Genomic DNA, 17,002 nt, shown 5'->3' on the forward strand with positions numbered 1-17,002 from the left:
TTGTTGTGGTAATAAACGCTGCACTAATGGGAGTTTATCACCCTCGCGATTACTTCGTACAACCCTTGTGTATTTACCGGTTTAGATACAAAGTCATCCATGCCTACACTTAAACAGCGCTGCTTATCATCTTCGTAGGCGTTTGCGGTAATAGCAACAATGGGCACATGTGCCTTTGTGTTTACCTCGTTAGCTCGTATTGTTTGGGTGCACTCGTAGCCATCCATATTAGGCATTTGGCAATCCATTAAAATTAAATCAAAGCGATTACCTTCAAGTACTTTTAGCGCTTCTATGCCATCGGTTGCCATCACTAAGTTTACCTTTGTAGGCTCTAGCATTTTTGCAATTACTTGGCGATTAATGGGGTTATCTTCAACCAGTAAAAGTGTTTTATCGCTTAAATTAGGCAACGACTTCGGCTGTTTAACGGGCTCTGGTTTGTTGGACTGTGCTTTAGGTGCACTTACGTAAAATTTAAGTACGCTGCCTTTGCCTGGTTCGCTGTTGAGGGTAATTTCACCCTGCATTTTTTTAATTAACCCTTGGCTAATTGCTAAACCTAACCCTGTGCCACCATACTTACGTGCCACACCTACATCTGCTTGTGTAAACTCACTAAATAACAACGACTGCTGATCTTTTTCAATACCAATGCCGCTATCGGCTACGCTTATTAAAAGTTGCTCGTTTTCGTAATCAAACGATAAGCGCACAAAACCACGCTCAGTAAACTTATACGCATTAGAGAGCAAGTTAATAATGACTTGGTTTAAACGTAGGTCGTCTACTTTTACGCAATCTGGCAGCCTGTCGCTTTGACTAACAATAAACTCGACGTGATCAGAACTTACAATGGGAGAAAACAACGACTTTATATTGGCAATAAACGGCGCAAGGTTAGTCGCCCTAGGGCTAATCTCCATGGCGTTAGCTTCTATTTTAGAAAAATCTAAAATATCGTTTAAAATTTTCAGTAAATTTTGTGCGCTTTTTTGCTGCGTATTTAATAGCTCCCGCTGCTCATCGGTTAATGAATTATCGCGCAATAAAACCTCTCCCATGCCTAAAATACCGTTCATAGGGGTGCGTAGCTCGTGGCTCATATTGGCTAAAAATTGCGACTTAGCAACATTGGCTAAATTAGCCCTATTTACCGCTTTTTTAAGCTCTGTGGTTTGTTCTGCTACTTTGCCCTCTAGCTGCTGATTAAATTCGCTCAGCTGGGTATTTAACCCTTGGTTTCTGATATTAGAGGCTTGTAGGTTTTCTATTGAACGCTGAAGCGCATTAGCTAGTAATTCAAATTGCTGTTGTAGTTGCAATACCTCATGCCAGCTTGAGTCTGTATTAAACTTATGTGTTTTGGTTTTACCAAAGCTTTGCATTAGCGTAGTTAGGCTAGTAATTGGCTGCACTAATAAATTAGCAAGTTGGTGTATAAAAATAACCACCATAAGCATCAATAGCGCACTTAACAAAATAGTGGGTAGCCAAGCTTTTGCCACCGCCATACTTAAATGCTTACGATTATAAAAGGTAATAACTTGCCAGTGGTTTTGTGGATCAATGTACCTAGAGCTGTGGTACACCTCGTTTTTGGTTGAACGAAATAGGTTTTTATCACCTAAATTACTGGTATTAAAGCCCTCACCGTTAAAATGGCTCAGTATTTTAAATTCATCAAGGGAGCTAAATACCACTTTTTGCTGTGCATCTAGCACCACTAAATCGCCCGTGTACTCAAATAAGTTAGGTATAAAGCGCTCTAAGCGGTCTAACTTTAACGAGCCCTCTACCACACCATAAAACGTATTGTTACGGTATATAGGTGCCGACAGCGCCACTATGGCTTCGTTACCTAGGCCGCGACCTTGAAACACACCACTGGTATAGCCCAGAGGGAACTGCTGAGCTTGAGTAAAATATGCTCGGTCTTTAACACTACGCTGCGCAAGGCTAAGCCCCTCTATTAAATCGCTGGGCGAGCTAAGCTCTACAAAGCCATCTGGGTTTGCATACAAGCTGGTGGTAAAGCCTGGAAATAACGACATTAATCGTTTGAGCTGCACATCGCTTGCAGTGCCCGCACTTATTGCGTCGCTACTCATAACAATGGCGTTTTTATGAAATGCTAAATAATCATTTAATTGCGTGCTAATAGACTCGGCTTTTTCTTTTAGTTGAGCGTTTACTTCATACTCTAAGCGCGCATGATGATCGTTTACTAAAATTACACTGGTTAGCAGTACCACTAAAATAATAATGACACTAACCACATAGCTTAAAATTTTTGCCAGTGGCCTCCCCTGATACGCACGGCTGGCGTAAGGTACAAATACACTAACTAAATCAACCACCGCCAAGCTTATTAGCGCGTTAATTAAGTACTTTGATATCGCTACTATTAGCGTTAACCAGGCCAAGCCAATAACAAATTGGCCTATAACCCATACAAAGGGTAAACCAATACATAGCCAAAATACGCTACCCAGAGGAAGAATAGGTTTAGAGCGGCGTAAGCAAAAAGCATAAAGCCAACAAAGCTCGAGTAAATACACAATACTCGGCCAACAATGGCCCCATCTATAAAGTAAAAAACCAGAAACAATGGCAAGGCTTAGGCACGCGTAACGCAGCCCAGTAAATACTAAGCTGCATAAAACAAACAATTGCCCAAACAAAAATTCGGAGCTGTCGAAAAAATACAATGGCGAGAGATTTACTAACCCGCCTAATAACCCTAATAAAACAGCGAGTGTCCACTTACTTCTTTGCGGCATTAATCAACCTTGGGGCACTTTGTTAACACTTTATATGTTAAAATTAATGTAATTTTTACATTATTACGTACAAGGCAAGGGTTGTCTAGCAGCAATAAAACAGGAACAGATACACATTACCCCCTGTCAAAAAGCGTGTTATGTGTTTTTACACTTACTCTTTTATGACTGCCGCTTAAATTTAACTTAATATCCTTAAGCATAGGCTTAGCATTTGCGATTGCTAAATAGGCATTAGCTAACGCTTCTGGAGCTGCGCAATAATCAACAATAAGTATTACTGTTGAAACATTGAGTGACTGTAATTTATTGCCAAGCTCAGTAGATGTGAGTTTTGCTTTGGCGTTGCTAAATAAGTAATTTGATTTTTTACATAAATAGTGAATGTTTCATCTGCTAGTGCAGTAAACGACAATAATAAAAACAGTGTGAATGTAAAAATGAGGTAGAGCGGTAATAGTGGAAAATCGATACTCGTAATATTAAATATTTAACGGTGTCACTAAGGAATAATTTAAAAGGAATATATTTTCACCCAAATGAGGAATTTGGGTGGCAGTCTTACCAGCCACATCTCGGCACACACGTCACAAACTGTGGCTGCTCCCTTCCGGGCCTGACCAGGTTCGCCTGCTAGTGTTGCGAGAGGACCAATAAGACTACCATTGAGGGCCTTGGTTGGCGCGGGAAGGATTATCTCTACTTTTGGTGTGTTATTCAAGGGATAATCAAAAAAGAAAGTGCGATTGCATACTTCATATACAATCGCGGTTAAAAACAGCCTTTAATGCCTATTAATTACGCTCTAACTCGGCTTTAATTTTACGCAGTGCTGCTTTTACTTTTTTCATGTTTTCTGGGCCCATACGTAACAGCTGCTTTTGTGCAGCCGGTAATTGCTCCCATTCAGAAAACGCATACTGATAAGTAACCGAGTCTCGCAGTAGCGGTAATTCGCCTTCTGGCTCCGGTGTATCAAGTAATAACTCAATAGCATCTTCTAGCGTTTGATTAAATTCATTATCGCCGTAACCAATTTCACTGTACGCGTTGTTAATTAATGGCTTGTATTGCTCGTACATACGCACAGCTTGGGCGGCGCTCATGCTCGTAAATACTTTTACATACGGTGTATAGCGCTCGTAGCTGTTAGGGTCAATTGTTAAAATGTCTCCTTCGTTTACGCTAAATTCTTCTTCGGGTTTAACCACTGGCGTATGCTTTTTAGCAATTTTGCCTTTGGCTATATTGTCTATAAATACGACGCCACGGCGAATTACATCGTCGGTTACCATTAGGCTCATTACCGAGTCGCTTAGGTATTCATCCATTTTGGCAACCACTACGGTGTCGCTTTCATCAAGCGTTGGTAATGGCTCTACAACCGGCTCTGGCTCAGCTGGGCGTTGAGCAGGTACGCTTAGCTCTGCTGGCTTTTCAGGCTTAACTGATGGCGCATCTACCACAGGGTCGTTTTCTGGCTTTAACTCCATCACTGGCTGTTCTTTTGGTGTTTGCTCTACCTCTGTGCGAGTTTCTGGCTCGTCAGTGGGCGATAGCAGGACGAACGCAGCGGCACACACTAAAATAATTAAAATAATAACGGCGAATAAAAAATTGTTTTTAGGCGGACGTTTTTGAACATCTGACGCTTCTGGTTTATCTGACATACAAACTCCATAAATTTAAATGCATATTACTCAGAGTACGCTGAGTGGAAAAAATTCACTATCGGTAATCACTACTACTTTAAATATAGGCTTTACAACATAAACCTACACTTACTAATTAGAACAACGAGCCATAGTAACTCAGTTATTCTTTGATTCTTCTAGCTTAAAGACTTAAAGTTGATAAATAAAGAAAAGACGTTAAGCAGTTCAAAAACCACTATGAAAATCCAGCAAGTTGACCCACATAAACCTAAAATAGCCCTATTACTGACAGGTGGTGGCGCTCGCGCTGCTTATCAAGTGGGCGTGCTTAAAGCGCTTGCTCATAGTATGCCCCGCACCGCGCCTTTACCATTTAGAATTATTAACGGCACTTCTGCAGGCGCGATTAATTCTGCAGCTTTGGCCTGTTATGCCTCGTGTGCGCATTTGGCCGTGCGTAAACTTGAGTCTGTTTGGAAAAACTTTTCAACGTCTATGGTCTACAAAAGCGACTTTTTAAGTGTGTTTGGCCATATTGCGCGCAATATTTTAACCAGTTTTCAGTCTGAGCACATAAACCACCCGCCAGGCAGTTTGCTAAATAACCGCCCTTTGCGCGGTTTATTAAACGAAATTTTAGACCTGCACCGCATTGAACGTAATTTACACCGTAATTATTTAGAAGCGATTTCTATTACCGCTTCAAGCTATACAACCGGTGACTCTGTTGCGTTTTTTCAGTCAAATACACAAACACCTTGGCAGCGTGCCAAGCGCGAAGGTCGCCCTATGCGCATTAATGTTGAGCATTTAATGGCATCAAGCGCCATTCCTATGGTGTTTCCAAGTGTTAATGTATTTAACCACTATTTTGGCGATGGCTCTATTCACCAGCTCTCACCGCTTAGCCCGTCCATTCATTTAGGGGCTGAAAAAATATTTATTATTGGGGTAGACCAACCAAAAGAGTCGCATCCGGCGGGTTACTCGCCCCACTACCCTGGGCTTTCTGCGGTTGCTGGGCATTTACTCGATAGTGTATTTAGCGACACCATGCAAGCTGACCTTGAGCGCCTTGAGCGTGTAAATCGCACTTTAGGGCTGCTTCCGGCGCGCGACAAACATCAAGAGCTGAAACAAATAGAAACCTGTATTATTAATCCATCAAAAAACTTTAACGATATTGCCGCGCAATACTACAGCGATATGCCGTGGGCAATTAAGTTGCTGCTACGCACAATTGGGGTAAAAAAGCACTCGCAATCGAGTTTAACCAGCTATTTGTTGTTTGAAAAACGCTACACTCAGCACCTAATTCAAATTGGCTATGAAGATGGCATGAAAAAACTACCCGAAATACGCCAATTTTTAGAGCTCGATTAACTAATGTTGGCCTTAAAACCTGTTCTATGGGCTATTTAATCGCAGAGCAAGCTTTAAAACCAACTGAGCTGGACAACTACCTGTGTTATTTTAATAACTTGCATCTATGTCAGTAAAAAAATGCTTTTTATTCAAGCCCATCGAGTAGGTAATGCTCTACTCGCTCTACCCGCCTAGGCTTACCTTGCAATACCAATACATCGTTTGCGCACAATGTGGTGCTGGTTGATGGGTCGTCTATTTCTTGCCCCTCTCGGCGCAAAGCTTTTACAGTCACGCGGCGTTTAGATAAGTTAAGCTCGTCTATTGTTTTATCCACCGCATAGGCTTGATCTGGCAACGCAACTACGTGTAAATATTCTAAGCGCTCAGAGGAGGTTTCTTCGTTATCTTTAAAGTAACCGGCGTAAAAACTTTGCATAAGCGGGTAGCGATTACGGCGCTCTTTACTAACACGGCGCACAATACGTGTCATCGGTACACCCGACATCGACAACACATGCGAAACCAACATTAAGCTTGCCTCTAACGACTCAGGCACCACCTCAGTAACACCCAACTCTTTTAAGTTGTTTAATTGGCTGTCGTCGCGGGTTCTTATTAGTATTTTAACGTTGGGTGCAAGTTGCTTTATTGCGTCTATTACAACGTGGGCATGCTCAAGCTCTGTAAAGGTAATAATCACTAAGCGTGCTCGCTCTACCCCTGCGCACTTTAAAATATCTTTTTGTTTTACATAGCCAAATATTACTGGCTCACCTGCGGCTTTGCCCTCTTGTACTAAAATAGGGTTACTTTCTATGGCAACGTAATCTATGGCTTCGGGTTTTAAAAATCGCGCTATAGTTTGTCCTACGCGTGAAAAGCCACAAATAACCACGTGATCGTTATATAAGATGCTACTTTTAGGCTCGCTCTCCCTCGCCATACTGGGGTGATCTAAAATACCTAATTGCTTTAAAATTAGTGGGGTTTTATCAATTAAAAACGGGGTTAGCGCCATCGAAAGCACCCCTAAGGCAATTAAAAACGAGGCTTGCTCTGAATTGAGCAACTCATGCTGACTTGCCAGAGCAATAAGCACAAACCCAAATTCTCCCATTTGCCACAGCATAACGCCGCAGGCTAGCGAGTCTTGATTGCGCTCATGCATTAATCTGGCACTTAATGCCAGCACGGTAATTTTTAATATTAACAAGCCAAATAACGCGCCAATAATTACAAAACCATGTGAAAGCACAAATAAAATATCGAGCTGCATTCCCACAGTTACAAAAAACAGCCCCATTAAAATATCGCGAAATGGCCTAATATCAGCCTCTAGCTGATGGCGGTAATGGCTCTCTCCTAGCATCATGCCAGCTAAAAATGCCCCAAGCGCCATTGATAAACCAAACATGTAAGTTAAAAAGCCGGCAAATAACGCCACCAAAATTGTGGTAAGCACAAACAGTTCATCGGTTCGTACCTGCGCTATTTCTTTAAATACTTTAGGCAGCACCCATTTACCAATCGCCCACAGTAATAAGCACACAAACGCGCCTTTTGTAAGCGCAAATGCCAGCGCCCAACTAATACTTTGCGAATCGCTTGAGGCAAACAATGGCAAAATAATAAGTAGGGGCACAACGGCAATATCTTGAAACAGTAATACGCCCACCGCCAGTTGCCCACGGCGCTGGTTTAGTTCGCCAGTTTCTTTTAATAGCTTAACCACCACCGCGGTTGAAGAAAGCGCCATAATTGTGCCAATGGTAAAGCTAGTGAGTAAGCTAAAATTTAAGCAATATAAAATAATAATGAAGAGCAAGCTGGTAACACCAACTTGTAACGAGCCCAGTCCAAACACAATATTGCGCATGGCCATTAGCCGCGATATAGAAAACTCGAGCCCTAAACTAAACAGTAAAAATACGATGCCCAGCTCAGCAATAAACTCTATTTCGTGAGATTGAGCAAGCCAACCAATGCCATGGCTGCCCGCTAAAACGCCTGTTGCTAAATACGCCAAAATAGGCGGCAAGCCAATGCGCTTAAAAAACCATACAAAAAGCACCGCCGCCACTAACAAGCCAAAAATTTGAGCGTTTATACTTTGCAAATTCGGCCTCCAGCGTCAATTAAACTACGGAATGAACTTTAAATATAGCAACCATATGTTTATCAAGCAATTTTAAAATATGGCATAAAAATAGCTTAGTTATTGCAAAGTAACACCCTGGGGGAAGATTTTAATGGAAAATGTCCATATTTTGACACAACGCGTGTCTGGGCGCGGCGATTTTTTGCCGTTTTCGGCAGAGCAAACACACACTAACGAAACAGCGGCAACGCACGATTTAGTTACCGAGCTACAAACAAGCCTAGTAATAGAAGATGTGTTGGCTATTTATGCAAAATTTGCCAAACAGCTACTTAACTTTTCAGGGCTGCAGTTTCAATCAACGCTCGGTACTGCACAAACCTCAGATAGCAACACGAACACTAGCCCGTACTCTTACGATTTAGCTATTGGTCGCGAGCACTTAGGACAGCTAATTTACTTTAGCCAATACCCTATTAGTAAAGCGATTGAAAACAAATTACGTGCCTTGCACAGCGCCCTTGTGTACCCACTGCGTAACGCAATGATGTACAGCCGAGTGTTAAAACTTGCCACAAAAGATGCGCTCACTGGGTTAAATAACCGTAGCCAATTTAATGACATGTTATCGCAAAAGCTCGAAAACTGCCGCCGTTACCAGCGCCCTTTTAGTTTAATGCTGCTTGATTTAGATAACTTTAAGCAAGTAAACGACAACTATGGTCATAAAGTAGGTGACGATGTTTTAAAAGAATTTTCGCAGGTACTTTGTAGCAGTATACGCGGCACAGACTCGGTGTTTAGATTTGGTGGCGATGAGTTTTCGCTGATTATTGAAGACCCTGAGTTTACAACAAACAAAGTGGTTGCTGAGCGCATTATGCACTTAGTCAGAAACTCAAGTTTAATGTCTAAATATAAAGTAACCACCAGCATTGGCTTTACCCTAGCCAATAGCCAAGATTGCGAAACAGAAATATTTGCTAGAGCCGATAAAGGCTTATATAAGGCAAAAGCCTCTGGGCGCAACTGCGCAAAAGCATATTAGTATTTATATAACTCTATTATTTATAAAAGCTTAGCTTCCCCCCGCTGAGCTTTTTTATTACAAATTAATTATTTATTAGCCAGTAATTTATAAACAAACAAGGCTGCACAAAAGCCAAAAAAGAAGCCGCTCACTAAATTAAGCAATGCTGTTATGCTTGCAAGCGGGGTAAATAACACTAAAACCAATGGTAAACTTACACCTAAAATAAAAAATAACCCGCCTTTACCTAACCAGTAGGCAAGCAGTAATACCGCCGATACCACCCCGCCCACAACGGCATAACCTAACGTAATAATATTAAGCTCTAGTAATACATTGGCTATAACAGCAACTAACGCTGTTATTAACATACCCATTGGCGCTTTGCTAACTAGCGATAAGCCTACATGTGGCTGATCTTTCATTTATTTACACTCCCAAAAAATGCCGTTTTCGTCTTGGTGTTTTTCACTTACAAAATAACCAACAACTTGCACAAGCTCGTCGTTATAAAATATTAAAGGTACGCGCTCCCTTAACCACGGGGCTACTTTTGCATCTTTAAACCAGTGTTTAAGCGTATTGCTGCCTGGCTTTTTTAACGGCTTTATACGCGCACTATTACAATTAAAGCGCACGGTGACTTGCTCGTTTGGTAAAGGGGCACGTAGGCCTTTACCTTGTTGCTTTATTAATACGCGCCCATCATCAAGCGCAAGCTCATTGCCCGTTAGCGCTTCATCGGCTAATAATGTGTGTGGTGTAACAAAATACAAATACCCTTGATGGCGTCGTATTTGCCCCTCGCTTAAATCAACTTGCATTTGCGCATCAGCCTGCGCATTTATGGCTTGGTTAATTATTTGAAAAAGTTGCTTTTGTGAGGGCATTACTTGGGTAAATAAGCTAAGCCATGCACGAACCACATTGGTTATGCGCACGTTGCTATAGGTGGTTAGTTGACTAACGCTCAGTGCTTGATGGGCGTTTATGCTTTGTTTTAAATCAAGTTCAGTGTACTCATCAAGTAGCGCTTGTTGTTGCTGTAGTAACTCAATGCTGCGCCCAGCACAGTGCTCAAAACCTTTAAAGCGCTTTGCAAGTAAAGGCACTACACGTGCACGTAAAAAGTTACGATCAAAACGCTCATCGGTATTTGAGTCATCAGTAATGTGCGTAATATTAAACTCTGTGGCAAAGTGCTCTATATCACTGCGCGTTATGTTTAAAAGCGGCCTGTAGCATATTCGCCCGCTTTGTAATTCACGCATTTTTTGCATTGCGCCTAACCCTTTTAAGCCAGAGCCGCGCTTTAACCGCAGTAAAAACGTTTCTATTTGATCGTTTAAATGCTGACCCAACAAAATAACACTGCCCGCGGGGCTTAGCTCATCAAGTGCTTTGTAACGCGCCTCACGTGCCTGCGCTTCAAGGCTTGTTCGTGTTTGCGGGTTTATTGTTACCTGCGCGGCATTAAACGGTACATTTAGCTCAGCGCACAAGTTTTGGCAAAAGCGCTGCCAGTCATTAGCGTATTGGCTTAAACCATGATTAACATAAATCGCGTTTACGTTTAGCTTTGGTTGCGCTTGTTTTAATAAGTGCATTATATGAAGCAATACCACCGAATCCACGCCACCCGAAAGCGCCACCGTAAAGTTATACTGCTGCTGCTTAAAGAAGTGCTCAAGGGCGTGTTTAACGTGCTGATAAATAGGTGATGCTTGCATGGATACGCTATAAATTTAATGTTTGCAGTATTTTAAAACAAAAAAGCCGCATAAGCGGCCTTTTTTAACAATAAATGTGTTGGTTAGCTAATTAGCAGTAACCAAACGACATTAAACGTTTGTAGCGTTGATCAAGCATGTCTTCAAGCGATAGCGCTTGTAAGTCAGCAAGGTCACGTTTTAAACGTGTTTTTAAGTTACGTGCCATTGCATCGTAATTGCGGTGTGCGCCGCCTAAAGGCTCTTCAACTAAGTTATTAATTAAATCAAGCTCTTTAACGCGCTCTGCTGTTACACCCATTGCCTCTGCGGCAAGTGGTGCTTTATCGGCGCTTTTCCATAAAATTGAAGCACAGCCTTCTGGCGAAATTACTGAGTACGTGCTGTATTGCAACATGTTAACTCTGTCGCCAACACCAATGGCTAATGCACCACCAGAGCCGCCTTCGCCAATAACCGTACAAATTGTGGGTACTTTAAGTGCCGCCATTACTTTTAGGTTACGTGCAATTGCCTCAGACTGACCGCGCTCTTCAGCGCCCACACCTGGGTATGCCCCTGGCGTGTCTATAAAGGTCATAATTGGCATTTTAAAACGCTCGGCCATTTCCATTAAACGTAGCGCTTTGCGGTAGCCTTCTGGTTTTGGCATACCAAAGTTACGTTTAATTTTTTCAGCAGTATCACGCCCTTTTTGCTGACCAATCACCATTACTGGTTCGCCATCTAAACGTGCAACACCGCCTAAAATAGCCGGATCGTTAGCAAAAGTACGATCGCCTGCAAACTCGTCAAATTCCGTGAAAATGCGCTCGATATAATCTCGAGTGTAAGGACGCAACGGATGACGCGCTAACTGCGATACTTGCCAAGCGCCTAAATTTGAGAATATTTCCTCTTTTTGCTTAGCGCTTTTTTCTTTTAATTTGCTGACTTCCTCTTCTAACTCAAGGTCTAATTCGCCAGCGCGGCTTATGCTTTGTAATTCTTCAATTTTTGCTTCTAATTCTGCAATCGGAAGCTCAAAATCAAGATAATTGAGGCTCATGCTCTAAACTACCTAATCAGTTAAATTCTAGTTCTACATCTTGTGCCGCCATGAGTGATAACTTATGAATTAAGTCGTCGCTCGGCGTAACACACCATTCGATCCCTAGGGTTAATTGAGCCAACGCATCGGGGCGCTGGTAATAAACCTTGATCGGACACGTTCCCATTTTATAAGGTTCGAGTACTTTTTGTAATTTATCGAAGAAACCTGCCTCGATTTGCACCATGTTCAGCGTCATTTTAATCGCTTTAATGCGTTTTTCACGCGCTTGAGCAATGGTGTTTATTTCTCTGGCGGTCATTGTAATGCCACCGGAGAAGTTATCAAAGCTGACCTGTCCAGATATTACCAAGATATTGTTTACTTGAAGCATTTCTTGGTACATTTCGAACTGTTCAGGAAACAAGCGTACATCAATACGGGCGCTCTTGTCATCTAAAGTTATTAAGCCCCAACGATTTCCTTTTTTATTAATTAAGGTCCGCGCTGAAATAACTAAACCCGCCGCCGTAGAGAGTACATCACGATTTGTTGGCTGTAAATCCACCAGCTTGCCGCTTGTGTAATGTCTAAGTTCACGACGATACTGATTTATCGGATGCCCTGTTAAATAAAGGCCTAGCGTGTCTTTTTCGCCATCAAGCCATTGGTTATCAGTAAGCGGTGTGGCTTTAATAAAGGCTTGCTCAACTTCATCAGGCTCGGTGGCCAGTAAGCCAAATAAATCGCTTTGCCCAAGTTGCTCAGCTTTGTTGTGCTGATCGGCAGCGCGCATGGCATCTTTTAAACTTGCCAGTAATGTTGCACGCCCTGCTTGGGTTTTCTCTGGCCCGAGTTGATCAAGTGCCCCAGCGTAAATTAATTTTTCGGTCACACGTTTATTTAAGCGTTTTAAATCTACACGGGCACAAAAATCAAATAAATCTTTAAATGGGCCGCCTTTTGCGCGCGCTTCTAAAATGGCCTCTACCGGCGCTTCACCTACGCCTTTAATAGCACCAATACCGTAAACAATTTCACCTTGCAGGTTTACCGTAAATTTAAATTCTCCGGCGTTTACATCAGGCGGTAATAAGGTGAGCTTCATGTTTTCACATTCATCCACCAAGATTACTATTTTGTCGGTGTTATCCATATCGGCCGACATTACCGCAGCCATAAATTCTGCCGGATGGTGCGTTTTCATCCACAGCGTTTGGTACGAAACCAGTGCATACGCTGCCGAGTGAGATTTATTAAAACCATAGCCTGCGAATTTTTCTACCAGGTCGAAAATTTTAATTGCCAGTTCGCCGTCTATACCATTATTGCGTGCGCCTTCTTCAAAGGTTGAACGCTGCTTGGCCATCTCTTCGGGTTTTTTCTTACCCATTGCACGTCGTAGCATGTCGGCGCCACCAAGCGTATAGCCTGCTAGTACCTGGGCAATTTGCATTACTTGTTCTTGATACAAAATAATGCCGTAAGTAGGCTCAAGTATGGGCTTTAAGCTTTCGTGTTGGTATTGGGCATCTGGGTATGAAATTTCTTCTCGGCCAAGCTTACGGTCGATGAAGTTATCTACCATGCCTGATTGCAGTGGGCCTGGGCGGAACAAGGCGACCAATGCAATCATATCTTCAAAGCAATCGGGCTTTAATCGGCGTACGAGGTCTTTCATGCCGCGCGATTCTAGCTGGAATACCGCGGTTGTTTCGGCGCGCAGTAATAGCTCTATACTTTTTTTATCATCCAGTGGAATGGTATTTATATCAACGGGCGCTTTGCCTTCGCGCTTCATGCGCTCGTTGGTCATATCCACAGCCCACTGCAAAATGGTCAAGGTACGTAAGCCCAAGAAATCGAACTTAACTAAGCCTGCGGTTTCTACGTCGTTTTTATCAAACTGTGTTACCGGAAACTTACCTTCGTCATCGCAATAAAGTGCAGCAAAGTCGGTAATGGTCGTCGGCGATATTACAACACCACCGGCGTGTTTACCGGCATTACGTGTACACCCTTCTAGGATGCGACACATATCGATTAAATCTTTTACCTCTGAGTCGCCATCGTAGGCTTCTTGTAAACGCGGCTCTACCTCAAACGCTTTGGCAAGCGTCATGCCGGGATCCCCTGGGATCAGCTTAGAAATTCGATCAACAAACCCATAAGGGTGGCCAAGTACACGGCCTACATCGCGTATTACCGCTTTTGCAGCCATGGTACCAAAGGTAATAATTTGTGATACCGCATCACGGCCATACAATGCCGATACATGGTCAATTACCTCATCACGCCTGTCCATACAAAAATCGACATCGAAATCGGGCATTGATACACGTTCAGGGTTTAGGAATCGCTCAAAGAGTAGGTCAAATTCAAGCGGATCAAGGTCGGTAATTTTTAGGGCATACGCCACTAATGAACCCGCACCCGAACCACGCCCTGGCCCCACTGGAATATTGTTATCTTTACTCCACTGAATAAACTCCATTACGATTAAGAAGTAGCCTGGAAAACCCATTTGGTTAATTACACCAAGCTCTACTTTTAAGCGCTCGTCGTATTCGCCTCGTTTTTCTTGTCGCTCTTGTTCATCGGGGAATAAAAACTGCAGGCGCTCTTCAAGGCCATCTTCTGAAACCTTAACTAAAAAGTCTTCAATTTTTAACGAGCCGGTTGGGTAATCAGGCAAAAAGTAAGTGCCTAGTTGCACCGTTACGTTACAGCGTTTGGCTATTTCTACCGTATTTTGCAGCGCTTCAGGAATATCGCTAAATAGCTCGGCCATTTGCTCAGGCGTTTTTAGGTATTGCTCTTGTGAAAATCGTTTAGGGCGGCGTTTATCATCAAGGGTGTAACCGTCAAAAATAGCCACACGAATTTCGTGCGCTTCAAAGTTTTCGGGCTTTAAAAAAACCACTTCGTTTGTGGCAACAACGGGCAGCTGCTCTTTTGCTGCAAGCTCTACTGCCATATGCAGGTAGTCTTCTTCAAGCGGGCGGTCGGTGCGAATAAGCTCTAAATAGTAATGATCGCTAAAATGCTGCTTATAAAAGCTCACTACAGATTCAATAACGCCTGGGTTATTTTTTAATAAGGCTTTACCTAAATCACCATCTTTTGCGCCTGAGAGAATAATAAGCCCTTCTTTGTGCTTAACTAGCCATTCTCGGTCAATTACTGGGCGATGAAATATATGCCCGCGTTGGTAAGCTTCAGATATTAATAAGGTAATATTTTTATAACCGTCGTTGTTTTTAGCTAGCAACGTAATACGGCTTGGCTCATCTGGAAACTCTGGGCTGCGCAACCAAAAATCGGCTCCCACTATGGGTTTAATACCGGCACTGTGGGTTGCGCCATAAAAACGTACTAAACCACAAAAGTTCATTTGATCGGTAATTGCCAGCGCTGGCATTTCAAGCTCTTGCGCTTTAGCAACAATAGGCTTGGTTTTAGCTAAGCCATCGACCATTGAAAAGTCTGAGTGAACCCGTAAATGTACAAAATCTGGAGCAGCCATTATTTATGCCTCGCCCTTTGCTTGCATTAGCACACGTTGTACCGGCTTAAAACTTTTACGGTGCTCTTCAATAGCGCCGTATTGCTCAAGCGCTGCAAAATGTGCTTTAGTTGGATACCCTTTGTGCCCTGCAAACCCGTATTGCGGGTAGCGTGTATCAAGCTCAAGCATTTCATCATCACGCGCTACTTTGGCTAAAATAGAGGCTGCTGAAATTTCAGCCACTAAACTGTCGCCTTTAACAACTGCTTGAGCCGGCATAGCTAATTTAGGTAAGCGGTTACCATCTACAAATACAAACTCTGGTTGCGTACTTAACCCCTCAACTGCACGCGTCATTGCAAGCATAGTTGCATGCAAAATGTTTAATTCGTCAATTTCTGTTGGGCTACAACGACCAATGGCATAACACAGCGCTTTTTGTTTTATTTCTATAGCCAGTGCTTGGCGCTTTTTGTCGGTTAGCTTTTTAGAGTCAGCTAAACCTGCAATAGGATTCGCTGGGTCAAGTATTACCGCAGCGGTAACAACATCGCCAACAAGCGGGCCACGCCCTACTTCATCTACACCGGCAATTAAGGTTACGTTGGGTCGTTCAATTTGCATTTATTAACTCCGCCACAGCCTTGGCTGCTTGTTTGCTGGCATTTAATCTAATTTTTTCGTGGATGGCTAAAAAACGTGCTTTTAGTTCTTTATTATCGGTATTTAGCATAGGCGTAAGTGCGCCCGTTAAATTAGCCACGTTACATTCACTTTGTAAAAACTCCGGCACGAGTTCTTCATCGGCTAATAAGTTTGGCAGTGAAAAATATTTAATATTAAAGGTAAACAAGGTTTTAAAAATCCAATAGCTCATTGGCTTAATTTTATAACCCACCACCATAGGCTTTTTATACAACATGCCTTCAAGCGTTGCTGTGCCTGATGCCAGTAAAATAGCATCGGCTGCTTGCATTGCTAGTTTTGACTGACCATCGAGTAGGTTTACATTTAAATTTGGTGCAGTGGCATTTAAAATTTCACTAAATTGCGCTTTGCGTTTTTCGTTAACCAGCGGCACCACTATTTTAAGGTCTGGGTTTTGCGCTTGTAACTGTGCAGCTGTTTTTATATAGGTTTCGCTGAGTAAGCCTACTTCTGAGCCACGGCTACCTGGCAGTAAAGCCAGTACTTTGTCGTCGGTATTTAGGCCAAGTTCTTGGCGGGCTTGGCTATCGTCGTGCTCAAGCGCTATATCGTCAGCTAAGGTGTGCCCTACAAATGTACACGGTACTTGGTGCTTATCGTAAAATTCTTTTTCAAACGGCAGCAGAGCAAGCACTAAATTTGTGGCAGCACTAATGGTATGAATACGTTTTTCGCGCCATGCCCAAACCGACGGGCTTACGTATTGAATGGTTTTAATACCGGCATCTTTTAAAGGCTTTTCTACGCGTAGGTTAAAATCGGGCGCATCAATACCGATAAATACATCGGGTGGGTTATCTTTAAAGTGCTGTACCAGCTGCTTACGTATTTTAAGTAAACGCGGCAAACGCCCTAATACTTCAACCAGCCCCATTACCGAGAGCTCGTCCATGTCGTAAAGCGTTTTACAGCCTTGCGCCTGCATTTTTGGCCCTGCAATGCCTTCAAAAATGGCATCTGGAAAGTGCGTTTTAAGTGCTTTAATTAAGCCTTCGCCTAAAATATCGCCCGACAGCTCACCTGCCACAATACCAATACGTAGTTGTTTTTTCTCTTTATTCATTCGACTTTATTTATCAGGCGTTCATAGCG

General features: G+C 42.7%; 11 protein-coding genes and 1 other RNA gene. 2 read left to right on the forward strand and 10 right to left on the reverse strand.

Annotated elements, in window-relative coordinates; all coding sequences use genetic code 11:
- Positions 1 to 23: 23 nt before the first annotated feature.
- From PAT01_RS07915 to PAT01_RS07925, 3 genes are all read right to left on the reverse strand, one after another.
- On the reverse strand, positions 24 to 2,783 hold the full coding sequence (locus PAT01_RS07915) for a response regulator (RefSeq protein ID WP_138578411.1): 2,760 nt from the start codon (positions 2,781 to 2,783) through the stop codon (positions 24 to 26).
- Between the two features lie 559 nt (positions 2,784 to 3,342).
- Positions 3,343 to 3,439: signal recognition particle sRNA small type (gene ffs, locus PAT01_RS07920), an RNA gene on the reverse strand.
- Between the two features lie 138 nt (positions 3,440 to 3,577).
- Complete coding sequence (locus PAT01_RS07925; protein WP_138578413.1) at positions 3,578 to 4,453, reverse strand: DUF3014 domain-containing protein; 876 nt, start codon at positions 4,451 to 4,453, stop codon at positions 3,578 to 3,580.
- Positions 4,454 to 4,675: 222 nt separating this feature from the next.
- On the opposite strand from PAT01_RS07925, the gene PAT01_RS07930 reads away from it, so the two are divergent.
- Entirely contained in the window at positions 4,676 to 5,821 is a 1,146-nt protein-coding gene (locus PAT01_RS07930; RefSeq protein WP_004586945.1) for a patatin-like phospholipase family protein, read from the forward strand.
- Positions 5,822 to 5,948: 127 nt separating this feature from the next.
- On the opposite strand, the gene PAT01_RS07935 is transcribed toward PAT01_RS07930, so the two are convergent.
- Positions 5,949 to 7,922: a monovalent cation:proton antiporter family protein gene (locus tag PAT01_RS07935; RefSeq protein ID WP_138578415.1), complete on the reverse strand. Its 1,974-nt coding sequence runs from the start codon at positions 7,920 to 7,922 to the stop codon at positions 5,949 to 5,951.
- A gap of 133 nt (positions 7,923 to 8,055) precedes the next feature.
- On the opposite strand from PAT01_RS07935, the gene PAT01_RS07940 reads away from it, so the two are divergent.
- Positions 8,056 to 8,952, forward strand: coding sequence for a GGDEF domain-containing protein (locus PAT01_RS07940; RefSeq protein ID WP_024033826.1), 897 nt, complete (start codon positions 8,056 to 8,058; stop codon positions 8,950 to 8,952).
- 68 nt (positions 8,953 to 9,020) lie between these two features.
- Here PAT01_RS07940 and PAT01_RS07945 read toward each other — a convergent pair whose 3' ends face one another.
- From PAT01_RS07945 to lpxB, 6 genes are all read right to left on the reverse strand, one after another.
- On the reverse strand, positions 9,021 to 9,359 hold the full coding sequence (locus tag PAT01_RS07945; RefSeq protein ID WP_004586942.1) for a hypothetical protein: 339 nt from the start codon (positions 9,357 to 9,359) through the stop codon (positions 9,021 to 9,023).
- Positions 9,360 to 10,664 (reverse strand): tRNA lysidine(34) synthetase TilS, encoded by a 1,305-nt coding sequence (gene tilS, locus PAT01_RS07950; protein ID WP_138578417.1) that lies wholly within the window; start codon positions 10,662 to 10,664, stop codon positions 9,360 to 9,362.
- 91 nt (positions 10,665 to 10,755) lie between these two features.
- Entirely contained in the window at positions 10,756 to 11,712 is a 957-nt protein-coding gene (accA, locus tag PAT01_RS07955) for an acetyl-CoA carboxylase carboxyl transferase subunit alpha (RefSeq protein ID WP_004586940.1), read from the reverse strand.
- 16 nt (positions 11,713 to 11,728) lie between these two features.
- Entirely contained in the window at positions 11,729 to 15,220 is a 3,492-nt protein-coding gene (gene dnaE, locus PAT01_RS07960) for a DNA polymerase III subunit alpha (RefSeq protein WP_054983466.1), read from the reverse strand.
- 3 nt (positions 15,221 to 15,223) lie between these two features.
- Positions 15,224 to 15,826, reverse strand: coding sequence for a ribonuclease HII (rnhB, locus tag PAT01_RS07965; RefSeq protein ID WP_096041417.1), 603 nt, complete (start codon positions 15,824 to 15,826; stop codon positions 15,224 to 15,226).
- The gene (gene lpxB / locus PAT01_RS07970; protein WP_029774233.1) at positions 15,816 to 16,973 is read right to left on the reverse strand and encodes a lipid-A-disaccharide synthase; all 1,158 of its coding nucleotides are present in this window, start codon (positions 16,971 to 16,973) and stop codon (positions 15,816 to 15,818) included. Before lpxB ends, rnhB begins: the two co-directional genes overlap by 11 nt.
- Between the last annotated feature and the right edge of the window lie 29 nt (positions 16,974 to 17,002).

The organism is Pseudoalteromonas atlantica (genome assembly GCA_007988745.1).
Lineage (GTDB): Bacteria > Pseudomonadota > Gammaproteobacteria > Enterobacterales > Alteromonadaceae > Pseudoalteromonas > Pseudoalteromonas atlantica.